Source organism: uncultured Gimesia sp. (genome assembly GCF_963976445.1).
In the GTDB taxonomy this organism is placed as follows: domain Bacteria; phylum Planctomycetota; class Planctomycetia; order Planctomycetales; family Planctomycetaceae; genus Gimesia.
Genome location: NZ_CAXBKP010000026.1, coordinates 21826 through 44272 on the forward strand (window position 1 = coordinate 21826; position 22447 = coordinate 44272).

Here is a 22447-nt window from a genome sequence, read left to right on the forward strand (position 1 = left end):
ACAGAGCGAATTGAAATGTTTGCTGTCGCAATATTTTTTTAAAGGTTCATGATGAACGACACACAATATGAAGAACAGCCGCTCGTAAAAACAAAGATCATTGCCACGGTCGGCCCGGCTTCCGATTCTCGCGAAATGCTGCGTAAATTAATTATCGCCGGCGTTGACCTGTTTCGGCTGAACTTCGCGCATGGAAAGCACGACAATCTCGCCGAAGTTGTCAAAAATATCCATGAGCTCTCGGAAGAACTGGGAAAGCCGATTGGAATTCTGGGCGATTTATCCGGACCGAAAATTCGTCTGGGAGTTTTACCGGATGGTGAAATTGCCTGTCGGCATAATATGAAATTTCGCTTCATTCGTGGTATCGATTCCGATAATCCACAGGAGCTGACCTGCACTTACGAACCTTTGATCCGCGATCTCCGCGTGGGTGACCCCGTACTTTTAGCCGATGGTATGGTTGCCATGCGTGTGGTGGCAAAACCAGAAGATGAAGAATTCGTGGAGTGCGTTGTCGAACGGGAAGGCATCATTCGCAGTAAGCAGGGTGTGAATCTGCCCGGCGTCCAGTTGAGTACACCTTGTCTGACAGAAAAAGATCTCAAAGACCTTGCCTGGGGCGTTGAACACGGGCTCGATTACGTCGGCCTCAGCTTTGTTCGTTCCGCCGATGACATTACACACCTGAATGAAGAAATCGACAAATTAAAACCCGTTGATCGCCCGCAGATCGTCGCCAAGATTGAAAAAATCGAAGCCGTCAGCGATATCGAACAGATTCTCAAACTCACCGACGCTGTCATGGTCGCACGCGGCGATCTGGGGGTTGAAGTCGATATCGAACGGGTTCCCATTATTCAAAAACGGATTATCCATCTCTGTAATCAATACCGCATACCGGTGATTACCGCCACGCAAATGCTCGACAGTATGCAGTTCAATACCTTTCCAACACGCGCTGAAGCCAGTGACGTGGCCAACGCCGTTCTGGATGGCAGCGACGCCGTGATGCTCTCTGGTGAAACAGCCGTTGGTGTCAGCCCACTGGCTGCTGTCGAAATGATGAGCCGCATCGTTCGCGAAGCCGCCCGCATCCTGTCATCCAATCTGCATTCGGAAGAGATCACCAGTAACCGCCGCTTACATGCGCGTGAAGTCACCGAAGCCGTCACCCTGGGTGCCGGCATTACAGCGGAAAAACTGGACGCCGACTTGATGGTGACCTGTACGCACGAAGGAAAAACGGCAATGGCACTTTCCAAACAGCGCCGTACCGTCCCCACGGTCGCCCTCACCGATCGACCGGCGACTGCCCGCCGCATTACGCTTTACTGGGGTGTGACCCCACTACTGACCGATGTCGTCGATAAGTCACCACAAAAAATTCTGAAATTCATCGACACTTATGGCAAAAAGCTCGGTTTCCTATCGGCGGGAAGTCAGATTGTCTTGATTTCGGGAACCGATTGGTCTTCACTAGGGCACGATATGCTTTTAGTCCATGAAGTGAAATAACTCTGTCTGTTAAATATTTGAGGGCAGCATGCCACACAAATTGACTTTGATCATAACACTGCTCTGTTCCAGTCTGACTTCTCAGTTTGGCTTTGGTGATGACTGGCCTCAATGGGGTGGACCAGAGCAGGATCTTGTCTGGCGGGAAACGGGGATTGTGAAAACACTCCCCACCACCGGCCTGCTCCCGCGCGTCTGGTCGACTCCGATTGGCGAAGGCTATTCCGGACCGGCTGTTGCAGAGGTGAATTCCCGCTGGTGTGTTTTCGTGACAGATCGTATTTTCAAACAACGCGTGGGATATGAACGGGTCTTGTGCCTGGATGCGGAAAGCGGAAAACCAATCTGGAATTATGAATATCCGGTAGAGTATTCCGTCAGCTATCCCGCTGGCCCGCGTGCGACGCCGGTGATCGACGCCGGCCGCGTATACACACTCGGCGCGCAAGGCCACTTATTCTGCTTTGATGCGGCGACAGGAAAAGTCCTCTGGAGTAAAAACTTCGTTGAAGATTATGGAACCAGACTCGCGACCTGGGGCATGGTGGCGGCACCGCTGGTGGACGGCGATCAACTCATTACGCTGGTAGGCGGACAAAAGAATTCTCTGGTCGTCAGTTTTGATAAAGCGACGGGCAAAGAACTCTGGCGAGCCCTCGATGACCGTGCCGTCGGTTATGCGCCGCCCGTCATCTTCACGTTTGGCGGGAAACGGGAACTGATTGTCTGGCATCCGACGGCGGTCTCTGCTCTGGAACCGAAGACCGGAAAACTGATCTGGGAAGTCCCATATGGTGTCCGCTATGGGCTGAGCATCGCCACACCGCGCAAAGTGAAAAATCGCCTGTTCGTCGCCAGTTTTTATAATGGGCCACGCATGATTGAAGTCTCTAATGACGGCAGTCAGGCAAAAATTGTCTGGTCAGGAAACAGCGACAGTGAGCTCAAGACGGATGGCCTGCACCCGATTATGATGACTCCCATTTTCAACGGAACGCACATCTACGGCGTCTGCAGTTACGGTCAACTGCGGTGCCTCGATGCCAGCAACGGTCGCCGTTTGTGGGAAACAGAAAAAGCAACCGGCAAAGGGCGCTGGTGGAACGCATTCATTGTCCCGCACGAAGATCGCTATTTTCTACATAATGAGCAAGGCGATCTGATCATCGCCAATCTGACTCCGCAGGGATATGAAGAAATCAGCCGTGCCAAATTAATCGAGCCGACCCGCCGCGTTCAACGCCGTATGACCATCTGGTCGCATCCCGCGTTTGCTATGAAAAGCGTGTTTGCACGGAATGATAAAGAAATCATCCGCGTCGATTTATCCGCGAAGTAGTACAACACGGATATTTTCGTCGAGAATTTTCAAACGAAAACCTGTCACAATTTTGTGGAGAATTACCAAAAGTCGGATCGTCAGTCCCGCTTAGAGTCGAAACCGGATATAATTGGCGTTAGTCTATCATCAGGGCTACACAGCCTGTTTATGTACGCGCACTTTCTTTAGTGCGTGTGAACACTGTTCATACATCGAGAGTTACTATTATGTCGTCGGATCATTTTGCTCCTCCTCAGGATCGATCCCAGGAAGTTCTGATACCACTGGAACCGCTCAAAGAATTGCTGGTCAAGCTTTTTGTGCGGATGGGGATGTTTCAAGTTGAGGCGGAAATCGCCGCGGATCGGTTAATCGAAGCCGACCTGCGCGGCATTCATTCACATGGCAGCCGCGCCGCAGAACGGTATCTGGATGCGATGGACATGGGCGATATCGATCCCCGTGCACAAATCCTGACGATCACGGAAACGCCAGCAATCGCAGTTCTGGATGGCAGCAATGCGATGGGGCATGTCGCCGCAACCCGCGCCATGGAACTGGCGATCAAAAAAGCAAGCGAAGTCGGCACGGGAACCGTAACGGTTCGCAACAGCCATCATTTTGGCGCCGCCGCCGTTTATGTTCTGCTGGCGGCCAAAGCCGGCATGATTGGCTACTGCACCACGAATACCGGCAGAGCCACCGTAGCCGCCCATGGCAGCACACAGGGCGCAACGGCAAACAACGCCATCGCCTGGGGCGTTCCCACCCGCGAAGGAGCCCCCTTTGTTCTGGATATGGCATGCGCCAAAACGTCATGGGGAAAACTGGAGACGCTGTCCCTGTATGGATTACCGGTGCCACCCGGTTATGCTCTGGACAGTGAGGGGAAAGAAACCACCGATTCCTCAGCCGTCAAAACACTCCTGCCTGCAGCGGGCCCCCGTGGTTATGGGCTCGCCATGGTCAGTTCGATACTGACGGGGGCGTTAACCGGAGGCAAACTGCCGATCCACAAAACGCGTGCACCGGAACTGGAAGGCTCGGAACATTTTTTCTATGTCATCGATATCAAACAGTTCGTTGAAGAAGACAAATTCCATGAAACACTGGCATCCGCGACGGAGGCCATACATCAGTTAAACCCGGTCAACGAAAACCAGCGGGTTCAATTACCCGGGGAGCAGGAATGGAAACAGACTCAACGGGCGCTCCAGGAAGGCCTGTACGTGCATCGCGATCATGCCAACTCACTCAAAGAACTGGCTGAGCGCGTGAAGTATGACGTCCCCTGGTAAACGTACTTCTGTTTTTTGATATCACCTTTCTTAATCACGAATTTTGAGGTCTGAAATGAAAATGGCAGCACGTCAGTCAATTTCGCTTCTGATATTATCCATCTGCTTCCTCTGTTCCACCCACACAGAACTCGCGGCGGGTAAATACAATCCTGTGCTGAACGCAGGCGATCCGGCGCCGACCTGGGAAAAGTTGCCTGCGACAGATGGCAAGACTTATTCCAGCGATTCCTTCAAAGACAAAGACGTGCTGGTGATCGCCTTCACCTGTAACAGTTGTCCTTATGCAGTTGACTATGAAGACCGTCTGAATCGTCTCGCGCAAAAATATGCCACGAAGGATTCCCCAGTGGGCGTGATTGCCGTCAATGTGAATCTGGTGCCGGCTGACAGTCTGGAAAAAATGAAAGCGCAGGCCGAAAAGAAAAAGTTTGTCTTCCCTTATCTGTTTGACAAAACACAAAAGATCGGCCAGCAATTCGGCGCCACGCGGACTCCCGAGTTTTTTGTTTTAAACAAAGACCGAAAAGTCGTTTACATGGGAGCCATGGATGACGCCACCGATGCCAGCAAAGTCAAACGCGATTACGTCGCACAGGCGATTGAAGCGGCTTTAGCAGGCAAACAGCCGGAAACGCAGGAGACCATTGCCATCGGCTGTAATGTTCGCTACAAACGCATCCGCAGAAAAAAATAACACTTTCTCTTCTCAATCGTTTCAATAGCAGCACACATGACGAAATTGAACCAGATACATATTCAGGACTGCATTGCTGGAATGCAGGGACTCGAAGCGGAATCGATCGATTTGGCATTCGCCGATCCGCCGTTCAATATCGGCTATGAATACGATCAATACGAAGACCGTCTTGAGAGTGAACAATACCTCGACTGGTGTTCGCTCTGGTTGGCCGAAGTCGTGCGGCTCTTGAAACCGGATGGTACGTTCTGGCTGGCGATTGGTGATGAATACGCGGCTGAACTCAAAGTCATAATGCAGCGGGAACTCGGGCTCACCTGCCGCAGTTGGGTCATCTGGTATTACACCTTTGGCGTAAACTGCAAAAATAAATTCAGCCGCTCACATGCGCATTTATTTCATATGGTCAAAGACCCAAAACAATTTACATTCAACGCCGACGATCCCTCGATCCGCATTCCTTCTGCCCGCCAACTCGTTTACGGCGATAAGCGGGCCAACCCCAAGGGACGCCTTCCCGATGACACTTGGATCCTGAGGCCACAAGATATTCCTGAGAGTTTTCAGGCAGATGAAGACACCTGGTACTTTCCCCGCATCAATGGCACGTTCAAGGAACGTCAGGGCTGGCACGGCTGTCAGATGCCCGAACAACTTCTGGGGCGCATCATTCGCGCCTGTTCGCACCCGGAAGAAGTGGTCCTCGATCCTTTCTCGGGAAGCGGAACCACTCTGGCTGTCGCGAAGAAATTAAACCGTCAATTTGTCGGTTTCGAACTCTCCGATGAATATGGCGCACGCGCACAACAACGGCTGACTGAAATCGAAATCGGACAGCCATTGGACGGACAGGAAAACCCGCTGGTCAGTGCTCCCTCGACCAAAAATGGAAAGCGACTGAAAGAGCAGCCAGCGAGTACTGCTTCTAAAAAAAGCGCCGCTTCAAAAAAACAGAATCCACGTCAGAAAAAATTGCTCTGATCTGACTCTTCTCGCTCTTAGTTTCATACCTGCCTGCAACGCTTGACGCGCGCACTCTCATTTCCAGAATGCGCCGTCAAAGTCGTCGCTATCCACCCGAAGCAGCCAGTGCCCCCATCTCCCGCGGTATGGAATGTGCCTTTACAGTGATATGCCGCTTTTGCTCCTGAAATAAGGGCTCTGTGTCCTAAATTGTTGCCGTAAAACAACATTGGTTTGCCGGCGCTGTTGCGAAAAATCAACACAGCACACTCATTTCTGGCTTCAGTCAGGCTTGCAGATAAAAAGGATCGAAACAGCCGCAACGGTTCGTTAGAATATACAGATCGCATCAACCACAACCCTTATCGGGATTTTAAAGATTCATCGTGGCGAACTTCATCACCTCTCTCACGAATCGACTGCGAGGATTTCTTCTAACGGGAGAAAACGAAATCCCTGCGCTATGGTGGGATATGATCGAGCAGATTCAATTCCTGCAACAGGATTTATCTTCCCTGTCTGAATCCCAGTTATTTGATGAATGGAACTCACTCCGCTTTCGAGTACAAAGTGGTGAGTCGCTCACGAATCTGCTTCCGGAATCGTTTGCGATCGTCAGCGAGCAAATGCAACGTCATCTGGGTATGACGCCTTATCCTGTGCAATACCTGGGCGCGTTTGCCATGCATGAAGGCGCCATCGCAGAAATGCAGACGGGTGAAGGAAAAACTCTGACGGCGGCGTTGACGTTGTGCCTGAATGCGTTACCCGATGAGGGCATTCATATCGCCACTGCCAATGATTATCTCGCCGAACGAGACGCCCAGTGGTTGAGCCCCGTTTATTATTCGCTGGGAATGACCGTCGGAACCATCACCGCTGATTCCACAACGGCCGAACGGCGGGCCGCTTATGAATGTGATATCACTTACAGCACCGCACGCGAGTTTGGTTTTGACTATCTGAAGGACCTGCTCAGTGCGCCGGGTTCCAAAATGACTGTCTCTCCTCATCGCGAGCAGTTATTCGGTCAGCAGAACAATCAAAGCGAGCAACGATTGCTGAATCCCCGAAAGCCTTACATGGTGATCATCGATGAAGCCGACAGCATTCTGATTGACGAAGCACGCACGCCATTGATCATTGGACAGACTGATGCTGCCGAAGCAGAGCAGATGACTGATCTCTGCCAGTGGAGTGCATCGCAAATTGCGCAATTAACTGTTGATGAACATTATATCGACCATGGTCCGCAGCGGGGCATGGAACTAACCGAAGCGGGTCGACGTGTGGTACGTGAACTATTATTACAGACTGATGCCCCCGGTTCACTCGATACGGGCACCGCTTATCAGTCTTCCGAACGCGCCTTAAAGGCGCATCACTATTTCCAGAACGGTCGCGACTATGTTGTCTGTGATGGGAAGGTGGCGATCGTTGATGAATTCACGGGGCGCATCTCAGAAGGCCGCAAGTGGCAAAACGGCGTTCACCAGGCCATTGAAGCCAAAGAGGGCCTAGAGATTACCTCACCCACAAAAATCGGCGCACAAACAACGGTTCAGGAACTATTCTCGCGCTATCCGCGCATGGCAGGCATGACGGGAACCGCCGAATCTGCCGCCAGTGAATTGAAAAAAGTCTTTGGCACCCCCGTCATTAAAATCCCCACCAATCGGCCTTCGAAACGTAAAGATCTTCCCGAACAGATCTTTCTGACGACAGAAGAAAAATGGGCCGCGATCGTTGAAGAAACTGCCACAATGCATCAGCAGGGCAGACCGGTGCTGATCGGGACGCGTTCCGTGAATCTGTCGAATCAGATATCGGCGTTGCTCTTACAAGCAGGGCTGGAGCATGAAGTGCTACACGCGCTCAATCATGAAAATGAAGCATCCATTATTCAAGAGGCAGGACAGCCAGGCCGGATTACAGTCGCCACGAACATGGCGGGCCGCGGAACGGATATTCTGCTGGGTGAGGGAGTCACTGAAAAAGGCGGCCTGCATGTCATCTGTTCTGAATTGCATGAATCCGCACGCATCGACCGGCAATTGACCGGACGTTGCGCCCGCCAGGGAGATCCAGGCAGCGCCCGCGTTTTTCTATCACTCGAAGACGATATTTTGGCAACGGGCCTGGGCGAAGAACACGCGCAGGACCTGATTACCAGTTTCCAGGAAACCAGCCAGGATCTGAAATCGACGCTGCGTTACTTCTACCAGGCGCAACAACGTATCGAGAAACGACACGAACAGCAACGCATTGATCTGGTGAACCGTATCACTCAGCGTCGTCAGATGCTGAAACAAATGGGCCAGCACGCCAACTTGAGCGAGCATTAGCAGCCCGCTCCTGTCCGTTTATTTTGTTGACAGTGAGTGTGGCGCTACGCTCAGTTTTTCATAAATCCCCCTCTTCGCAAACTGCAGATGCTTAGCAAAAGGTTGCATTAACATGGCAGGCAGGAAGAGCAAGTCTCCAATCAAAGCCGTTGTCAGCAGTGCCAGCATCATCCAGGCAAATCTTTGCGTAGGAATAAAATCGCTGAAACCAAACACCATTAATCCAAGGCCACAAATAAACGTGGTATGAATCATCGCACGTCCGCAATGTTTCAAAGCAGATTGAATCGCTTCTTCGTTGGTTCGGTTCAAGGTCTTTTCTCTGCGGAACCATGCCAGGAAATGCAGCGTATCATCAATGGCAATTCCCAATGCGACACTGGCCGTCATTACGGCTCCAATATCCAGAGGAATATCCATCCAGCCCATCAAACCAAACACGACGACGATTGGAAATACATTGGGCAGCATGCTCAATAACCCAGTCCACAGGCTGCGCTGGATGATGACAATCACCACAGCCACCAGTAAGAACGCGGTGAGAAAACTCCAGGTCAGATCGTGCAGAATCAACTGCTGAACCGTATGAATCAAAGGCATAATCCCGGTGTAATACGCGGTCATATTCACGCCCTCTGCTTTATATTTTTCGAGTGCCGGCTTGAGCGTTGTTTTCAACTTCGCCAGAGCGGCTCCATAATCGATCTTTTGCATCGCAGGAACCCGGGCACTGATACGCCACGATTCTGTACCGTCATTTTCAGATAAATAAACCGAATCCAGTACCGCCTGACGGTTCTCTTTCAGTTTTTTATTGGTCACGACTTTTCTGAATATCGATTCAAACCCGTTATGTTCGACTGGATTAGGACCAAAGGTGGCAGCCGACATTGTACCCGTATAGCCGTCAATGTTTTTGATCGTTTTTTCAATATCATCGATAATCCGCAAGCGTTGCAGAAATGTTTTTTTACAATCGGCGTCAAACTCGATGACCACTTCGACGGGAATCAGCGGCCCCATCCGGTCTTCGTTAAACTGGTAATGATCCAGAACCTGACTGCCTGCCGGGAACAGAGAAGGCACATCGACCGAAGAGCGGATTGAGAGTAAGCCATACGCCGAAACCGCCATTAATAATATTGAGGAGAGGAACACCGTTGCCGAATGTCGCTGCAGCACTTTCGCTAACGTTTCCATCCAGTGGGAGATGCGAGTAAAATACTTGGGAGTTGCTGACCGCTTATTGCCCCGGTTAAATTTCAAAATCTGTTGAGGCGGCCAAAGCTGCATCGCTCCTGGCAGAATCAGCAATAAGACTCCCAATGTGACCAACAGGCCCACCGAAGCCAGCAGACCAAACATCGCGATGGGGATAATCTGACTAACCATCAGCGACCCAAGCCCGATGGCTGTAGTAACCGCTGCCAGCAGACAGGGTTGCCAGCCTTTGGAAAACCCGGTGCGCACTGCCTCATTCGCTTCTGTTTTCGACTGAGCGCCGGTCGCAAATAATTCATCGTAATAGTAATTCACCAGATGCACGCCGGCGGAAATGGTCAGCACGAATACCAGTGAAGGTGTAATAATTAAAACGGCATCCAGGGGTGTTCCGGAATAATAGACCAGCGACAGAACGAGCCCTTGCCCGAACAAACCTGCCAGCAGGATTGTAGCCGTCAACATCCAGGAACGAATACAAATCCAGCAGAGACCAATTGCCACGAAAGTAGACAAAGCACCAAACAGATTCACACTGTGAATACTGGCACGATCAATGGCGACTCCATCGACGGGGGGGCCGGTCACACGAAACTCTTCGCGTGGTAACAGGCAGACTTCTTCAGCAACCGTTAAGACATGTTCGATGGATTGTTTGCGTAGTTCATTCCCACGATCTGTTAAAATAATGACGGCACAACTGTCGTTTAAGTCTTGACCGACCAGTGATCCCTCCAGTCGTACCAGCGCTTCGTCGCGCGGCAGCTTTAATGGAGGTGCCGTCAGTGTATTGACCACACCAGCCCCACTGACGATACGGTCAAATAGTGACTCGTGTGTCTCACCAAAATCGGTGGAGCGCGGCCCATTGATGGCGGCTTCGAATTCAATCAGGCGAGGATCATCGACCGTGCAACCAGGCCAACTGATTAAGAGCAGATCATTACTCTCAAAATGATCTTTGAACTTATCATAGTTCTGTCGGGATTGCATGACAGGCGGCGCCCACTTCTCTGGGGCAATGCACATGCTTTCGACACTTTGGTGCGCACCATAAATCAGAAATGGTGAGACGAGTACCAATAAAATAACGGTAACGACATAGCGCCGTACGTAACGCGGTTGTTTAGAAGTCATTGGACGATCTCTGAGTGAGGGGACAAAACAAGATCAACGGGTACATCCAAGGCCATCCAGCCCATGTGTACACAGCAAGTCTAGCTCACGACTTTTCACTCGTCCAAAAAAAGAATAAACTTTCGGCAGACTCGCCCCCCTGCGCAATCAGCACATTCGAAACAACAGCCATCAACGGCGCCACACAGGCTGAATGACTATCTGTTCCGTCGCACATCGAGATAAACGGCAATCAAGATTACGGCCCCTTTGACGATATATTGCAGAGAATAATGGACGCCTGCCTGATTCAGGCCTTTGTCGAGTATGCCAATAATAACGGCTCCGATCAACGTGCCGAACATGGTTCCCCGGCCTCCCGTAAAGCTGGTACCACCAACAACAACGGCGGCAATCGCCGTTAATTCAAACATCTCGCCTGAACCCGGTTCCGCAGAATAAAGCTGTGCGGTATGGATCATCCCGGCAACTCCCGCCATCAGCGAACAGAGCAGGTAAACCAGAATTTCGACGCGGACGACGGGAATCCCGGTATACAAGGCCGCTTCTCGATTGCCTCCCAGCGCATAAACATGCTGACCAAAACGGGTACGATGTAATAGCAGCGCCATCAGAAAAAACAGCGTCAGCATGATAACCACGGGGATCGGAATCACATCGAACAGGCGACCATTGCCAATCGCGAGGAAAAATGTCTGCTGTTCCTCAATCGGCATCGGCAGGCCACTGTTAAACCGTAGTGCACAACCACGGGCGATGAGCATTGACGCCAGCGTGATAATAAACGGGGGCATCGCTGTTTTTGATGCGGCAATACCATGAAAAGTTCCGAATACCGCTGCGACGCCCAATCCCGCCAGAATGGAAATCAAAACCAGAAACAGATTCTGAGAATCACCAGACAAAGCAGATAAACAAAACACGGTCGTCGTGCCCACCAGTGCAACCATGGCGCCGACGGAAAGATCGATCCCCCCAATCAAAATGACCAATGTCATCCCGAACGCCAGGATGGTATTGACGGAGATCTGCTGCGTCAGATTCAGCATGTTTTCCGGAGAGAGAAACGTAGGCACCCAGATTCGAAACAGCAGGAGCAATATGATAATCGCGACCAGCAGAGGAACCATTTGTTTAACGACTTTCACTTGCTGCCCCTTCTGTCAGTTGCTGCATCACCTGCTCTGCAGAGACGTTTTGTGCTTCGTAAATCCGGGTAAGTCGTCCTTCTCGGAACGTGCCCACTTTATGCGAAATATTCAACACTTCGTCCAGATCCGAAGAAATTAAAATCAAGGCCATTCCCTGTTCCACCAGACCACCAATAATACGATACATGTCTTCCCGCGCTCCCACATCGATGCCGCGTGTCGGTTCATCCAGAATCAGAATTTTGGGCGGCTGTTCCATCCAGCGGCCAACAAGTACTTTCTGCTGATTCCCGCCCGACAGGTCCCGAACCGGTTGCTCGGCTCCGGACAAGCGGACTCCAAATCGGCTGATCGTCCGTTCGACGATGGCGTTTCGAACCCCGTAATGAAACACACAGCCGTTGATCCAATCCTTCAACCAAGGGAGCGTGATATTGAACGCGACCGACTGATCATTGACCAGGCCTTGCCGCTTTCGATCTTCGGGAACCAGAACCAACCCCTGCTGCAAAGCATCTCGGGGACTCTGAATCTGCGTTGGTTTTCCATCGATTTGAATTGTTCCGCTTTGGATACGATCAATGCCAAACAAAGCACGTGCCAGCTCGGTCCGACCGGCGCCAACCAGTCCGGACAATCCCAGCACTTCTCCATATCTGACCTCAAAAGAAATGTCATGTACCTGGGAATTACTCAGTTCGGAAACTTTCAATGCCACCTCGCCGGGGCGATAAGGGGGCCGGGGGAAATGCTCTTTGATATCACGGCCCACCATCCATTGAATGAGCGTCCCTGTTTCAATCTCATTTGTTTTCGCCGTCCCGACCGACTTTCCATCGCGTAATACGGTAATCCGATCTGACAGACGCGTGATCTCTTCCATCCGATGAGAAATATAAATGATGCCGACTCCCTGCTCGCGCAGTTGTCGCAGCGTTTTGAACAATGCATCCACCTCGACCTCAGAAAGCGACGAGGTTGGCTCATCCAGAATCAGGATGCGTGCTTCCTGCGATAAAGTGCGGGCAATTTCTACCAGTTGCTGTTGTGCCGTGCTCAGGTCAGATACCAGCGCGGTCACATCATTGATTTCAGACAGGTCCAATTGCGCGATCAGATCTTCTGCCTGCCGATTCATCTGAGAGCGGCGCAAGATTCCCAGCGAAACCGGTTCTCTACCTAGAAAGATATTCTCTGCTACAGACAAATTGGGCGCCAGCGAAAGTTCCTGATGGATCAAGCGAATTTTCTGCCGGTCTGCATCGGCCACATTTCGCAGCGTGATTTGATTCTGTTCCAGCCAGATTTCTCCCTGATCGGGTTGATGAATGCCGCCCAGAATTTTAATCAGCGTACTTTTGCCCGCGCCGTTCTCTCCCAGCAAGGTATGAATTTCGCCGGCTTCCAGGTCAAAGCTGATCTCATCCAGTGCAGTCACTGTACCAAAGCGTTTGGTAATTCCCCGGAGCCTGAGTAGCGGCACACTCTTGGCAGACATCGCTTAGTTTGCCTCCAGAAACTGCTCCGCGTTTTCTGACGTGATTAACTCTACGCGCACTTTGACCTCTGTTTCGACTGCTTCACCGCGCAAATGTGCCAGCATTTTTTGAGCGGCAATCTGACCAATTTCACGAGGAAACTGAGCTGATGTGGAATGCAGTTTGCCCGCTTGAACTGCTTTGATTCCCGGCTGGGAACCATCGACGGTAACAATCGTCACCCGATCCAGTTTGTTTACCGAATCCAACGCAGAAATCACGCCCAATGCATTCGGATCATTGATGGCAAAGACTGCGTTTAAATCGGGATAGCGACCAATCAGATCGCGCATCACCGGGCGTGCTCCCTCGGTCGAACCTTTGGCTTCCTGCACATCTAAGATTTCCATCTCGGGAAATTGAGCCATTTCCGTTTTAAAACCTTCCACGCGGTCGATGCACGCTTTATTGACAGACAGATGCAAAACCACCAGCTTTGCTTTCGGATTCACTTTTGCCAGTGCCTGTGCTGCCAGTTTTCCGGCACGGACATTATCTGAAGCGACCGTACACACAATCAACTCTTCGTCTGATTTTTTTACCGGTGCATCCACGATGATAATCGGCACGTTTTTTCGCTGGGCTTCGAGTAACGAACCTTTTAAGCCTTCCCAGTTGACCGGATTTACAAAAATGCCGGCAACTCCCTGCAGGATCAAGTCGGAGAGATCATTTTTCTGTTTCAGGGAATTAAACTGTGCATCCAGAATGACCAGCCGATCTCCGTTGGCTTCAAGCTCTTGTTTCAAACCTTCGCCGAGATCGACAAAAAAAGGATTGTTCAGAGTTTGAAATGAGACGCCAAACAGTTTGCCTTTGGCTGCCTCAGCAGGGGACTGTTGCGGTTCGGAACCGGGGTCTTCACTGCAACCGTTCGAAAACGGGACGAGGAGCAGGAATATCAAAGAAGAGATCAGAAACTGTCGCGCACTGTTCATAATCAGCCTTCGTTCCAATGGAATAGTGAGAATTCCTCTGTAAAACGATATACTCTGTTACTATTAAGTAACAAAATCAGACTGCAATGAAAAGGTTGGGATGCAAATGTGTGTATCAAACTGCGGTTCACACGTTCGAAGTTGCGACTGACTAAGCGGCTCGCTTAAAGGGCTCCCGAGCCTGTTTTGCAGTAGGCGATTGAAATTCAGGCAAAATCCTCTGAATCTCTTCCAGGATCTGATGTGAAGGCTGCTCGGTAATATCAGTCAGCCTCGCAAATGCTTCGTGAATGAACTGTTGGCTGAAATTAACTTTCTCTGCGACCATAATTTTGGGATGGCATGTTGGCAGATGTTTTTCCCCATCCACGTGCAGCTCTTCGTACAGTTTTTCACCAGGACGCAAGCCTGTGAATTGGATTTCGATGTCTTCGCCCAATTTCAGACCGGATAGTTGCACCAGGTCGGCAGCCAGATCCACAATTCGAACCGGCTCGCCCATATCGAGTACAAATATCTCGCCACCACGTCCCATGGCGCCTGCCTGAATGACCAGCTGAGATGCTTCGGGAATGGTCATGAAATACCGCTGCATCCGTTCGTCGGTCACCGTAATGGGACCGCCATTCTGGATCTGTTGCGTAAAGATCGGGACCACACTCCCCGCGGACCCCAATACATTTCCAAAGCGAACGGTTACAAAATGGCACTTGGATTGCGCGGCCAGAGATTGCACATACAGCTCGGCAATTCGCTTGTTGGCTCCCATCACATTCGTCGGATTGACGGCTTTGTCGGAGGAAATCATCACAAAAGTACCAACCTCGAGTTCCTCTGCCAGATCGGCCAACCGTTTTGTTGCCAAAGCAATATTTTTTACGGCTTCTCCCGGGTTACTTTCCATCAACGGAACGTGTTTATAGGCTGCTGCATGAAAGAGAATATCGGGCTGATACTCGTTCATGACAGCCCTGATCCTTTTGGAATCATTCAGGTCTGCAATCACGACATCAAACCGCCCCTGATACCCGAGTTTAATTAGTTCGCGTTCCAGATAAAACTGGCTGTTTTCAGAACGATCCACGAGAATCAATTTCTGGGGGGAAAATTGTAACAGCTGACGGCAGATTTCCGAGCCGATGCTTCCCGCGCTGCCTGTGACCATCAAAACACGATCATCCATCCAGTCGCGAATATTCTGCATATCGAGTTGCACGGCTTCTCTGCCCAACAAATCTTCAATACAAACCGGACGCGGTTTCATTTCGACTTTGCCAGACAGCAGTTGCTGATAACTGGGAAGTACCTGTACCTGAATCTGAGCAGAGTTCCCTGCTTCTATTAACTGACGCACAGTCTTACCCGGAATCTCATCTGCTGGTAACAGAATATCGGAAACCGCATACCGCTCTGCCAGAGAACACATCTCCTCTAAGGGACCCAGAACGGGAACGCCATTAATGCGCGTTCCCAGCCGATTGGGATGATCATCCAGAAAACCGACCACCCTCAAACACGAATCCTTATTCCGTTCAATGATGCGAAGTAAAGACGCACCAGACTCGTTTGCTCCCACAATAAAGGTGGGCTTACAATCACTCTGCTGCCGCAAGATGCGTCCGCTGTCCTGAATCATACGGATTCCGGCACAGACACCACAGACCGCTAAGATAGTGGATCCCCAGTCAATCAGAAAAACGGAGCGGGGAATCATAATATTGGGGAAAATTAAATAATCGATAATCGCCAGGGCAGCCGAGCTCAAGGTGACAGCCTTCGCCAGATTGACCAGGTCGAGGACAGTGATATACCGACTACGGATTTTATAGACCCCACTGCCCCAGAACGTCAGTGTTTTCAAGCCAACGGCCCATAAAACAGTCGATCGGAACATGCGAAAGCCATACTCTCCCAGCACCCCATCAATATTGAACGAACCTTCGAAGCGCAGCCAGAACGCAAGGTAGTAAATTGCGCAAAATATTGGCAAAAACACAACCATCCAAAAGAGTTGGCGACGCGTTACACGAGATTTCTGAAACCAATTTGATTTTGACTTGGAGTCCAACCTTAGCTCCTAATGTCGTAAATCCCGGTCCAAGAACAAACTTAGACCAGAAACTATACACATAAATACATACCTCTCTTGAGATGGTTCAGAGCGGGGCCGTGTTAATACCAATTTTCACTATTTTCCGTCAACATCAAAATTCTTAAGAACAATCCAGCAAATACCTTGTCTGGTTTTATAATCTGAAAGACTCGCTTTTCTGACCACGCCCTTTTCCAAATCGTCTGAAAATGAACCGCGGTCTGAATTTCCCAATGCAGTTAACACTGCAGGCTGGTCGCTTTTCCGATTTTGGTTGATTATGATGAGCCTCAGTCAAACCTGTTACCTGACTCAACTAGACAAAGTATAAGGTGTAACGTGATTTTCGTTCTCGATAACTATGACTCATTTACCTATAACCTTGTGCAAAGGTTTGGGGAAATCGATCCCACTCTGGACATTCAGGTCGTCCGAAACAATCAGACGTCCCTTGAAGAAATTGAACAGAGCGCGCCCGAAAAAATCATCATTTCTCCCGGTCCCTGCACCCCTGGGGAAGCAGGGCTTTCCAAGGAAATTATTGAGTACTTTGCCGGCAAAGTACCCATTTTAGGGGTTTGCCTGGGGCATCAGTGCATTGCCGAGGTCTTTGGAGCCAAAGTCGTTCGAGCAAATCGATTGATGCACGGCAAAGTTTCGCTGGTTCACCATGATGGGACCGGCGTCTTTAAAAACATCCCCTCCCCCTTTGAGGCAACCCGCTACCACAGTCTGATCGTCCCGGAAGAGACCTGTCCGGAAGAACTTGAGGTCTGTGCCTGGGTGGAAGAGGAAGGCCATCCGAAAGAAGTCATGGGACTGCGACATCGAACGCATTCTGTGCACGGCGTACAGTTTCACCCGGAAAGTTTTCTTACTCTGGAAGGTGTGACGCTGCTGAAAAATTTCCTGGCGCTTCCCGCAGAACAACTCACCAGTGCCTGAACGGAAAAGAGAAATCCCCCTATGCTGTCGGTTCAAGAAGCCTTTCAATTGATTCTGGAAACGGTCAAACCCTCTCCTCCTCAGGACTGTTCGCTGTTTGAAGGCACACATTGTGTCCTCGCAAAAGGAACCGTGAGTGACTTGAATGTTCCCCCGTTTGATAAAGCCCTGATGGATGGCTTCGCCGTCAACAGTGCTGATTTACCAGAGGGCAAAGCAACACTCAAAATATTAGAAACGATTTATGCCGGCTCTGTTCCCACGCTGCCTCTGCAAGCCGGCCAGACCTCACAGATCATGACGGGTGCACCTCTGCCAGCAGGCGCCGATGCCGTCGTTCAGATTGAACACTGCCGGATTAATGAAGAACAACAGACGGTTCAGATCGAAACTTCTCCGGTTGCCCCCGGAAAAAACATGCTCTACCGGGCCTCTGTTCTCGAAACCGGTGCCCCCGTAATTGAAGCAGGAACATTGCTCCGGCCACAGGAAATCGGTGCCCTGGCAGAAACCGGCAGTCCCACCATTTCAGTTCGCCGTCCCCCCAGCGTCTCTATTTTAGCGACCGGTGATGAACTCGTCCCACCTGAAGAGTCTCCGCAAGCGGGTCAGATCAGAAATTCCAATGAAGTCATGCTGTATTCACAAATTCTGCAATCGCATGCACGACCGATTCCACTGGGCATTGCCCGCGATGAACGAACTCATTTAAGTGAAAAAATACAGGAAGGCTTGAAGAGTGATTTCCTGCTGCTTTCGGGGGGTGTCTCTGCGGGGACGTTAGATCTGGTTCCTTCTGAACTGCAGGCTGCCGGGGTGAAACAGGTCTTTCACAAAGTGAATCTGAAGCCGGGAAAACCGCTCTGGTTTGGCATCCTGGAACGGGAAAACCAGGGCCCGTGTTATATTTTTGGATTGCCCGGAAACCCTGTCAGCAGCATGGTTTGCTTTGATTTGTTTGTCCGAACGGCGATCCGACAATTCATGGAATTCCCCGCGCCGAAACCGGCTCCGGTTCAAGCCCGTTTGAGTGCGGATTTCCAATCCCGTGGAGATCGGCCGACGTATCACCCGGCTCAGGTGGAATGGAAATCAGGAGAAGCCGTTGTGACTCCTTTGAAAACTCTAGGTTCTGCTGATCTGCGTTCCACAGTCACAGCAAACGCCGTTGCCCTGTTTCCCACTGGAAATCAGCTTTATCAGGCGGGTCTTCAAGTTGACACTTTTTTATGGTAGCTCTCCCAGTTTCTGCCACAATTGATCTACTCTCAAATGCCTGATTTCTGTAAAAATCACCTCGATCAGACTTAAAATGAGGACCTTCATTCGGATTGCCCCCATTCAGGATCGTGGAATTGACGTAAGAAATATGACCGGTTCAGCTGAAACAGGATGTTTCACTCACCACAGGTTTTCTTAAAAACCTCCCATTGAGATCGGATTCCAAGGACGGATATCATGGCCTTTACCACAACGACAATTGAAAATTCTCCCACTGATCAACCAACGATGGAACAAGATCCTGTGTCTGAAAACGTGCCTTTGAAAAATGAGTTACCGAATAACCAGCCGCTAGGCCAGGACATTCAGAACATCATTAATACCGCGCGGACATCGCCCGCACCGGCACTGGGCGCCTGGTTGATGTCGGGCTTCACTGCTGTAATGATGTGGGCCAGCTTTACTCCCCTTGACTATGGTTCGCTGGGATGGGTTTGTCTGATTCCGCTGTTACTGCTGGTCAGAATTCCGCGCAAAACGCGGTTGATGTATACCGCCATTTATTGTTCGGGTTTCCTGTTTACTCTGGCCTCATTTCAATGGATGCGGCTCGGCGACCCTTCGATGTATGTTGCCTGGGTCGCGCTGGCGATTTATGTCGCCTGCTATTTTCCGTTGTTTGTTCTGCTCACACGAACCGCCGTTCATCGCTTTCATGTTCCTCTCCCCGTAGCTGCACCTATCATGTGGGTTGGCCTGGAATACATGCGTGCCTACCTGCTGACCGGCTTCTCCTGGTATTACATCGGACATACACAATATCGCTGGATTGAACTGATTCAGATCAGCGACATCACCGGCGCTTATGGCGTCAGCTTTCTGGTCGTCATGTTGGCAGCCTGCTTTGCCGATCTGCTACCGGCATCAATAATGAAACGCTTCAAACTGTTCCCGGTGAACTTGACTCCGGAAGAACAAAATCTGGATCAGATCAGCTTGAAGCAGATCGTTCAGACAGCGGTTTGCTTAACTCTGTTCTTTGCTGTTCTCGGTTACGGTTACGTACGTCGCTCCCAAGCCGCATTTCAGGATGGGCCCCGTATGGCTTTAATTCAAGGGAATTTTCCGACATCGGTGAAACATGATCCCAATGCATGGCAGTCTATCTTTCTCAAACACCTGTTCCTGACGGGCGTTGCCGTTCGTCATCAGCCCGATCTGATCATCTGGCCGGAAACCATGTTTCGCTGGCCGCTCATTGAATCGAACGGAAAAACCAATCAGGAACTGCAAACAATTGCGCCCGAAATTCCTCTGGAAAAATGGAATGAACCTTCCGCGCGAAAATTGCTCAGCAACATGAGTAAAGAAGCCAATGCGGCTCTGGTCATCGGATTGGATACGATCTCCGCAGGTGACTCGAAAGTCGATCACTATAACTCCGCCCTGTTTATACGCCCCGATTATGGCATTGTTTCACGCTATGATAAAATTCACCGTGTTCCCTTCGGCGAATATCTTCCCTTAAGAGACACACTTCCCTTTTTACAATACTTCACACCCTATGGTGCTTCGTTCGGTATCGAACCGGGGAAAGCGGCGGCAAACTTTGAATTTCAAAACTGGAACTTTTCACCGGTGGTCTGTTTCGAAGACACCGTACCGCACCTGGTCCGCTCGGTGGTCAATCAGTCATCCAGTGCTGACTCCACAAACAAACCAATCGATTGTCTCGTTAATCTGACCAACGATGGCTGGTTTCACGGCTCAAGCGAACTGGACCAGCATTTGATTACAGCGGCCTTTCGTTGTGTCGAAAATCGAACCCCCATGGTTCGAGCCGTGAATACCGGGATCTCGGCTGTCATTGACGGAGACGGCATGATCGTCGAACCCGATCTCTTTATCGACGGCGATAATCAAGGGCGCACTTCATTCGTGAATCCCAAGACAGGTCGCTGGAATAAATCGATGAATGCCGTCGTCATCGATACGATTCCCCTGGATAATCGAACCAGCCTGTATACAAAATACGGCGACTGGTTTGCGGGAACCTGCTGCTTCTGTGTTCTGTTCGTATTTTTTATGGGACTGCTGACTCTCAAACGAACTCCAGGACCTGTGAAGTCATAATCAGAACTCTACGGAGTCACGTTCATCAAACGACCGCTGATCGTCCGTTTCCTGCTTTTGAATATGCGCTGAAATGATGATCTGTTGGTCATCTTCGTTTTCGCCTGCCTGCCGGCTCCCTCCCGATATTGAGTGATTGAGCCATTCAGTCGTTGCTTGTTGATTTATGTTGATTTTAAACAAATCCAGCAGGAACAATAGATTTGCGTGTTCCCCACCCCTGTGGCTAAAATAGAGACAGGCAGGCATAGATTTTGTATTGATGCAGCCAACATCGAACATATTACTCACATTCAATCTGAAGAAGATCGTTTCACAAAAATGGCAGTCGATAGCTGGTACTATAAGCAAGTAGACGAGATCTGTGGGCCAATTTCATTTGAAGAACTATTTGCCATGGCGCATGAGGGCAAATTGACACCTCAAATGGAGATCAGAAATGGCGAGTCAGGAAACTGGTTTCCGGCAGAGGACATCGGCGGACTGTTTGACGCAGACTCTGACAATGTTTCCGCCGATGAAATGCCTTCACTCGACGAGTTTTCAATCGTCGATTCTTCCTTTGGCGTCGAGCCCCAGGAAAACCTGCCTACACTGGATGGGTTCTCGATCATTGAAGAAGAAGACAAACTCTCTTCGGAATTAGAATCACAGCTGCCCCGCTTTGCCACACTGGAAGCAGTCAGAAGCAAGCACCAGAAGATTCAATGGTATTGTCGCATTCTGAATCAGGAACTGGGACCGATGTCGGCAGACGACCTGATGCAACTGCTGCTCGATAGTGAATTGGCGCCGAACGATGAAGTCAAATCGTCTGCGGAACCGGAGTGGGTTCCCGCGCGAACCGTTGTTTTCCTAAGTTCCTCTGGCGGGGACCTGGATCTGCTGGACTCAGAAGCAGAGGAAACGGCGAACGTTGTTCCCGCATCGGCCGAGGCTGCTGTTGAAGCACCGGTAGAGGAAACACCGGCTGAGCCAACGCCGGCAGCAGCTCCCATCAAACCTGCCAAGCCCCCCATTCTCCAAGTACGTTCAAGACAAAAATGGTTCTGCAAACTGGGTGGCATGGGTTATGGTCCGATTGAAGCCCATAAAATTAAAATGTGGGCCGAACAGGAACGTGTGGAACCGACCGATTTACTGAAGCTGGGCCGCAAAGGAGAATGGTTTGAAGCCTGGCAAATCGAAGCCTTGCAATTAAAAAAACCGGTAGAAAAAACAGCGGCCGACGCAACGGCTCCCACCGAAGAAGAATTGAACGCACCGGAAAGCAAACCCGCTACGGCCCCCATCAAGGCTGGGGCAACGACAGCCCCCGTTGCCGCGATACCTGCCGCTTCCTCTTTCGCAGCGGCGACCCCCGCTCCCGCGCGTCCCAAACCGAAAATCAAAGTCGCACGGTCCAACCCATTCGAGTCTTTAGGCCCCATGATGGAGCCTAAGATTTTAGGTGGTGCCGCCGCAGTGATTGCTTTAGTGGCCATTTTTTACTTTGTCCCCCTTGGCGGATTATTGTCTTCCAGTGGACGTGATGAACTGGATAAATTTAAGGCGGTGCATCGAGAATTTTTAGCATTACAGCAAAAGAAAGCCAGCGATGCAGAGTGGACCAGTTTCGAGAACAAAGCCCAGTCCGATCTGGCCCCAGTCATCGAAAGCCTGGAAAGTAATGCCAGCTCTGACAATCCACAGCTGCAACATTTGTTGTGGGCAGGCCGAGACTATTTAAAACCCATGCTTCAAACCGCACGAACTGAGGCAAACCGCGACCAGGAAAAATTTGAGACGCACATCAAAGAAGCGGAACGCATTATCACAAAGTGACAAAAATGCACTCCTGGCTACGAGCATTCACTATGCACATCAATCTGTACAAAGTTGACCTGAGAGCAGAATTTTTTTGTCTAGTTCTTTCCACAGGTACTA

General features: G+C 50.5%; 16 protein-coding genes. 10 read left to right on the top strand and 6 right to left on the bottom strand.

Annotated elements, in window-relative coordinates:
- Positions 1 to 51: 51 nt before the first annotated feature.
- From pyk to AAC022_RS21945, 6 genes are all read left to right on the top strand, one after another.
- On the top strand, positions 52 to 1518 hold the full coding sequence (gene pyk, locus AAC022_RS21920) for a pyruvate kinase (RefSeq protein ID WP_339734468.1): 1467 nt from the start codon (positions 52 to 54) through the stop codon (positions 1516 to 1518).
- Between the two features lie 28 nt (positions 1519 to 1546).
- Positions 1547 to 2857: a PQQ-binding-like beta-propeller repeat protein gene (locus AAC022_RS21925; RefSeq protein WP_339734470.1), complete on the top strand. Its 1311-nt coding sequence runs from the start codon at positions 1547 to 1549 to the stop codon at positions 2855 to 2857.
- Between the two features lie 209 nt (positions 2858 to 3066).
- Complete coding sequence (locus AAC022_RS21930; RefSeq protein WP_339734472.1) at positions 3067 to 4137, top strand: Ldh family oxidoreductase; 1071 nt, start codon at positions 3067 to 3069, stop codon at positions 4135 to 4137.
- A gap of 61 nt (positions 4138 to 4198) precedes the next feature.
- On the top strand, positions 4199 to 4834 hold the full coding sequence (locus AAC022_RS21935; protein ID WP_339734474.1) for a thioredoxin family protein: 636 nt from the start codon (positions 4199 to 4201) through the stop codon (positions 4832 to 4834).
- 36 nt (positions 4835 to 4870) lie between these two features.
- On the top strand, positions 4871 to 5818 hold the full coding sequence (locus tag AAC022_RS21940) for a site-specific DNA-methyltransferase (RefSeq protein WP_339734476.1): 948 nt from the start codon (positions 4871 to 4873) through the stop codon (positions 5816 to 5818).
- 368 nt (positions 5819 to 6186) lie between these two features.
- Positions 6187 to 8145, top strand: a complete 1959-nt coding sequence (locus AAC022_RS21945; RefSeq protein ID WP_339734478.1) for a translocase — start codon at positions 6187 to 6189, stop codon at positions 8143 to 8145.
- Positions 8146 to 8163: 18 nt separating this feature from the next.
- Here the strand turns inward: AAC022_RS21945 and AAC022_RS21950 are convergent, their stop codons facing one another.
- From AAC022_RS21950 to AAC022_RS21970, 5 genes are all read right to left on the bottom strand, one after another.
- Positions 8164 to 10503, bottom strand: coding sequence for an MMPL family transporter (locus AAC022_RS21950; RefSeq protein ID WP_339734480.1), 2340 nt, complete (start codon positions 10501 to 10503; stop codon positions 8164 to 8166).
- Between the two features lie 197 nt (positions 10504 to 10700).
- Entirely contained in the window at positions 10701 to 11651 is a 951-nt protein-coding gene (locus AAC022_RS21955) for an ABC transporter permease (protein ID WP_339734482.1), read from the bottom strand.
- Complete coding sequence (locus tag AAC022_RS21960) at positions 11638 to 13152, bottom strand: sugar ABC transporter ATP-binding protein (protein ID WP_339734484.1); 1515 nt, start codon at positions 13150 to 13152, stop codon at positions 11638 to 11640. The genes AAC022_RS21955 and AAC022_RS21960 overlap by 14 nt, the downstream gene beginning before the upstream one ends.
- A gap of 3 nt (positions 13153 to 13155) precedes the next feature.
- Complete coding sequence (locus tag AAC022_RS21965; protein WP_339734486.1) at positions 13156 to 14130, bottom strand: sugar ABC transporter substrate-binding protein; 975 nt, start codon at positions 14128 to 14130, stop codon at positions 13156 to 13158.
- A gap of 151 nt (positions 14131 to 14281) precedes the next feature.
- A complete protein-coding gene (locus tag AAC022_RS21970) occupies positions 14282 to 16120 on the bottom strand; it encodes a nucleoside-diphosphate sugar epimerase/dehydratase (protein ID WP_339734488.1) in 1839 nt (612 codons plus the stop codon).
- Positions 16121 to 16561: 441 nt separating this feature from the next.
- Between AAC022_RS21970 and AAC022_RS21975 the strand changes: the two genes are divergently transcribed.
- The 3 genes from AAC022_RS21975 to lnt all read left to right on the top strand — a co-directional run bounded on the left by AAC022_RS21975 (position 16562) and on the right by lnt (position 20521).
- On the top strand, positions 16562 to 17167 hold the full coding sequence (locus tag AAC022_RS21975) for an aminodeoxychorismate/anthranilate synthase component II (protein ID WP_339734490.1): 606 nt from the start codon (positions 16562 to 16564) through the stop codon (positions 17165 to 17167).
- Between the two features lie 21 nt (positions 17168 to 17188).
- Complete coding sequence (gene glp, locus AAC022_RS21980) at positions 17189 to 18403, top strand: gephyrin-like molybdotransferase Glp (RefSeq protein WP_339734492.1); 1215 nt, start codon at positions 17189 to 17191, stop codon at positions 18401 to 18403.
- A gap of 222 nt (positions 18404 to 18625) precedes the next feature.
- Complete coding sequence (lnt, locus tag AAC022_RS21985) at positions 18626 to 20521, top strand: apolipoprotein N-acyltransferase (RefSeq protein ID WP_339734494.1); 1896 nt, start codon at positions 18626 to 18628, stop codon at positions 20519 to 20521.
- Here the strand turns inward: lnt and AAC022_RS21990 are convergent, their stop codons facing one another.
- Complete coding sequence (locus tag AAC022_RS21990) at positions 20522 to 20803, bottom strand: hypothetical protein (RefSeq protein WP_339734496.1); 282 nt, start codon at positions 20801 to 20803, stop codon at positions 20522 to 20524.
- A gap of 39 nt (positions 20804 to 20842) precedes the next feature.
- On the opposite strand from AAC022_RS21990, the gene AAC022_RS21995 reads away from it, so the two are divergent.
- Positions 20843 to 22345, top strand: coding sequence for a DUF4339 domain-containing protein (locus AAC022_RS21995; RefSeq protein ID WP_339734497.1), 1503 nt, complete (start codon positions 20843 to 20845; stop codon positions 22343 to 22345).
- The last annotated feature ends 102 nt before the right edge of the window (positions 22346 to 22447 follow it).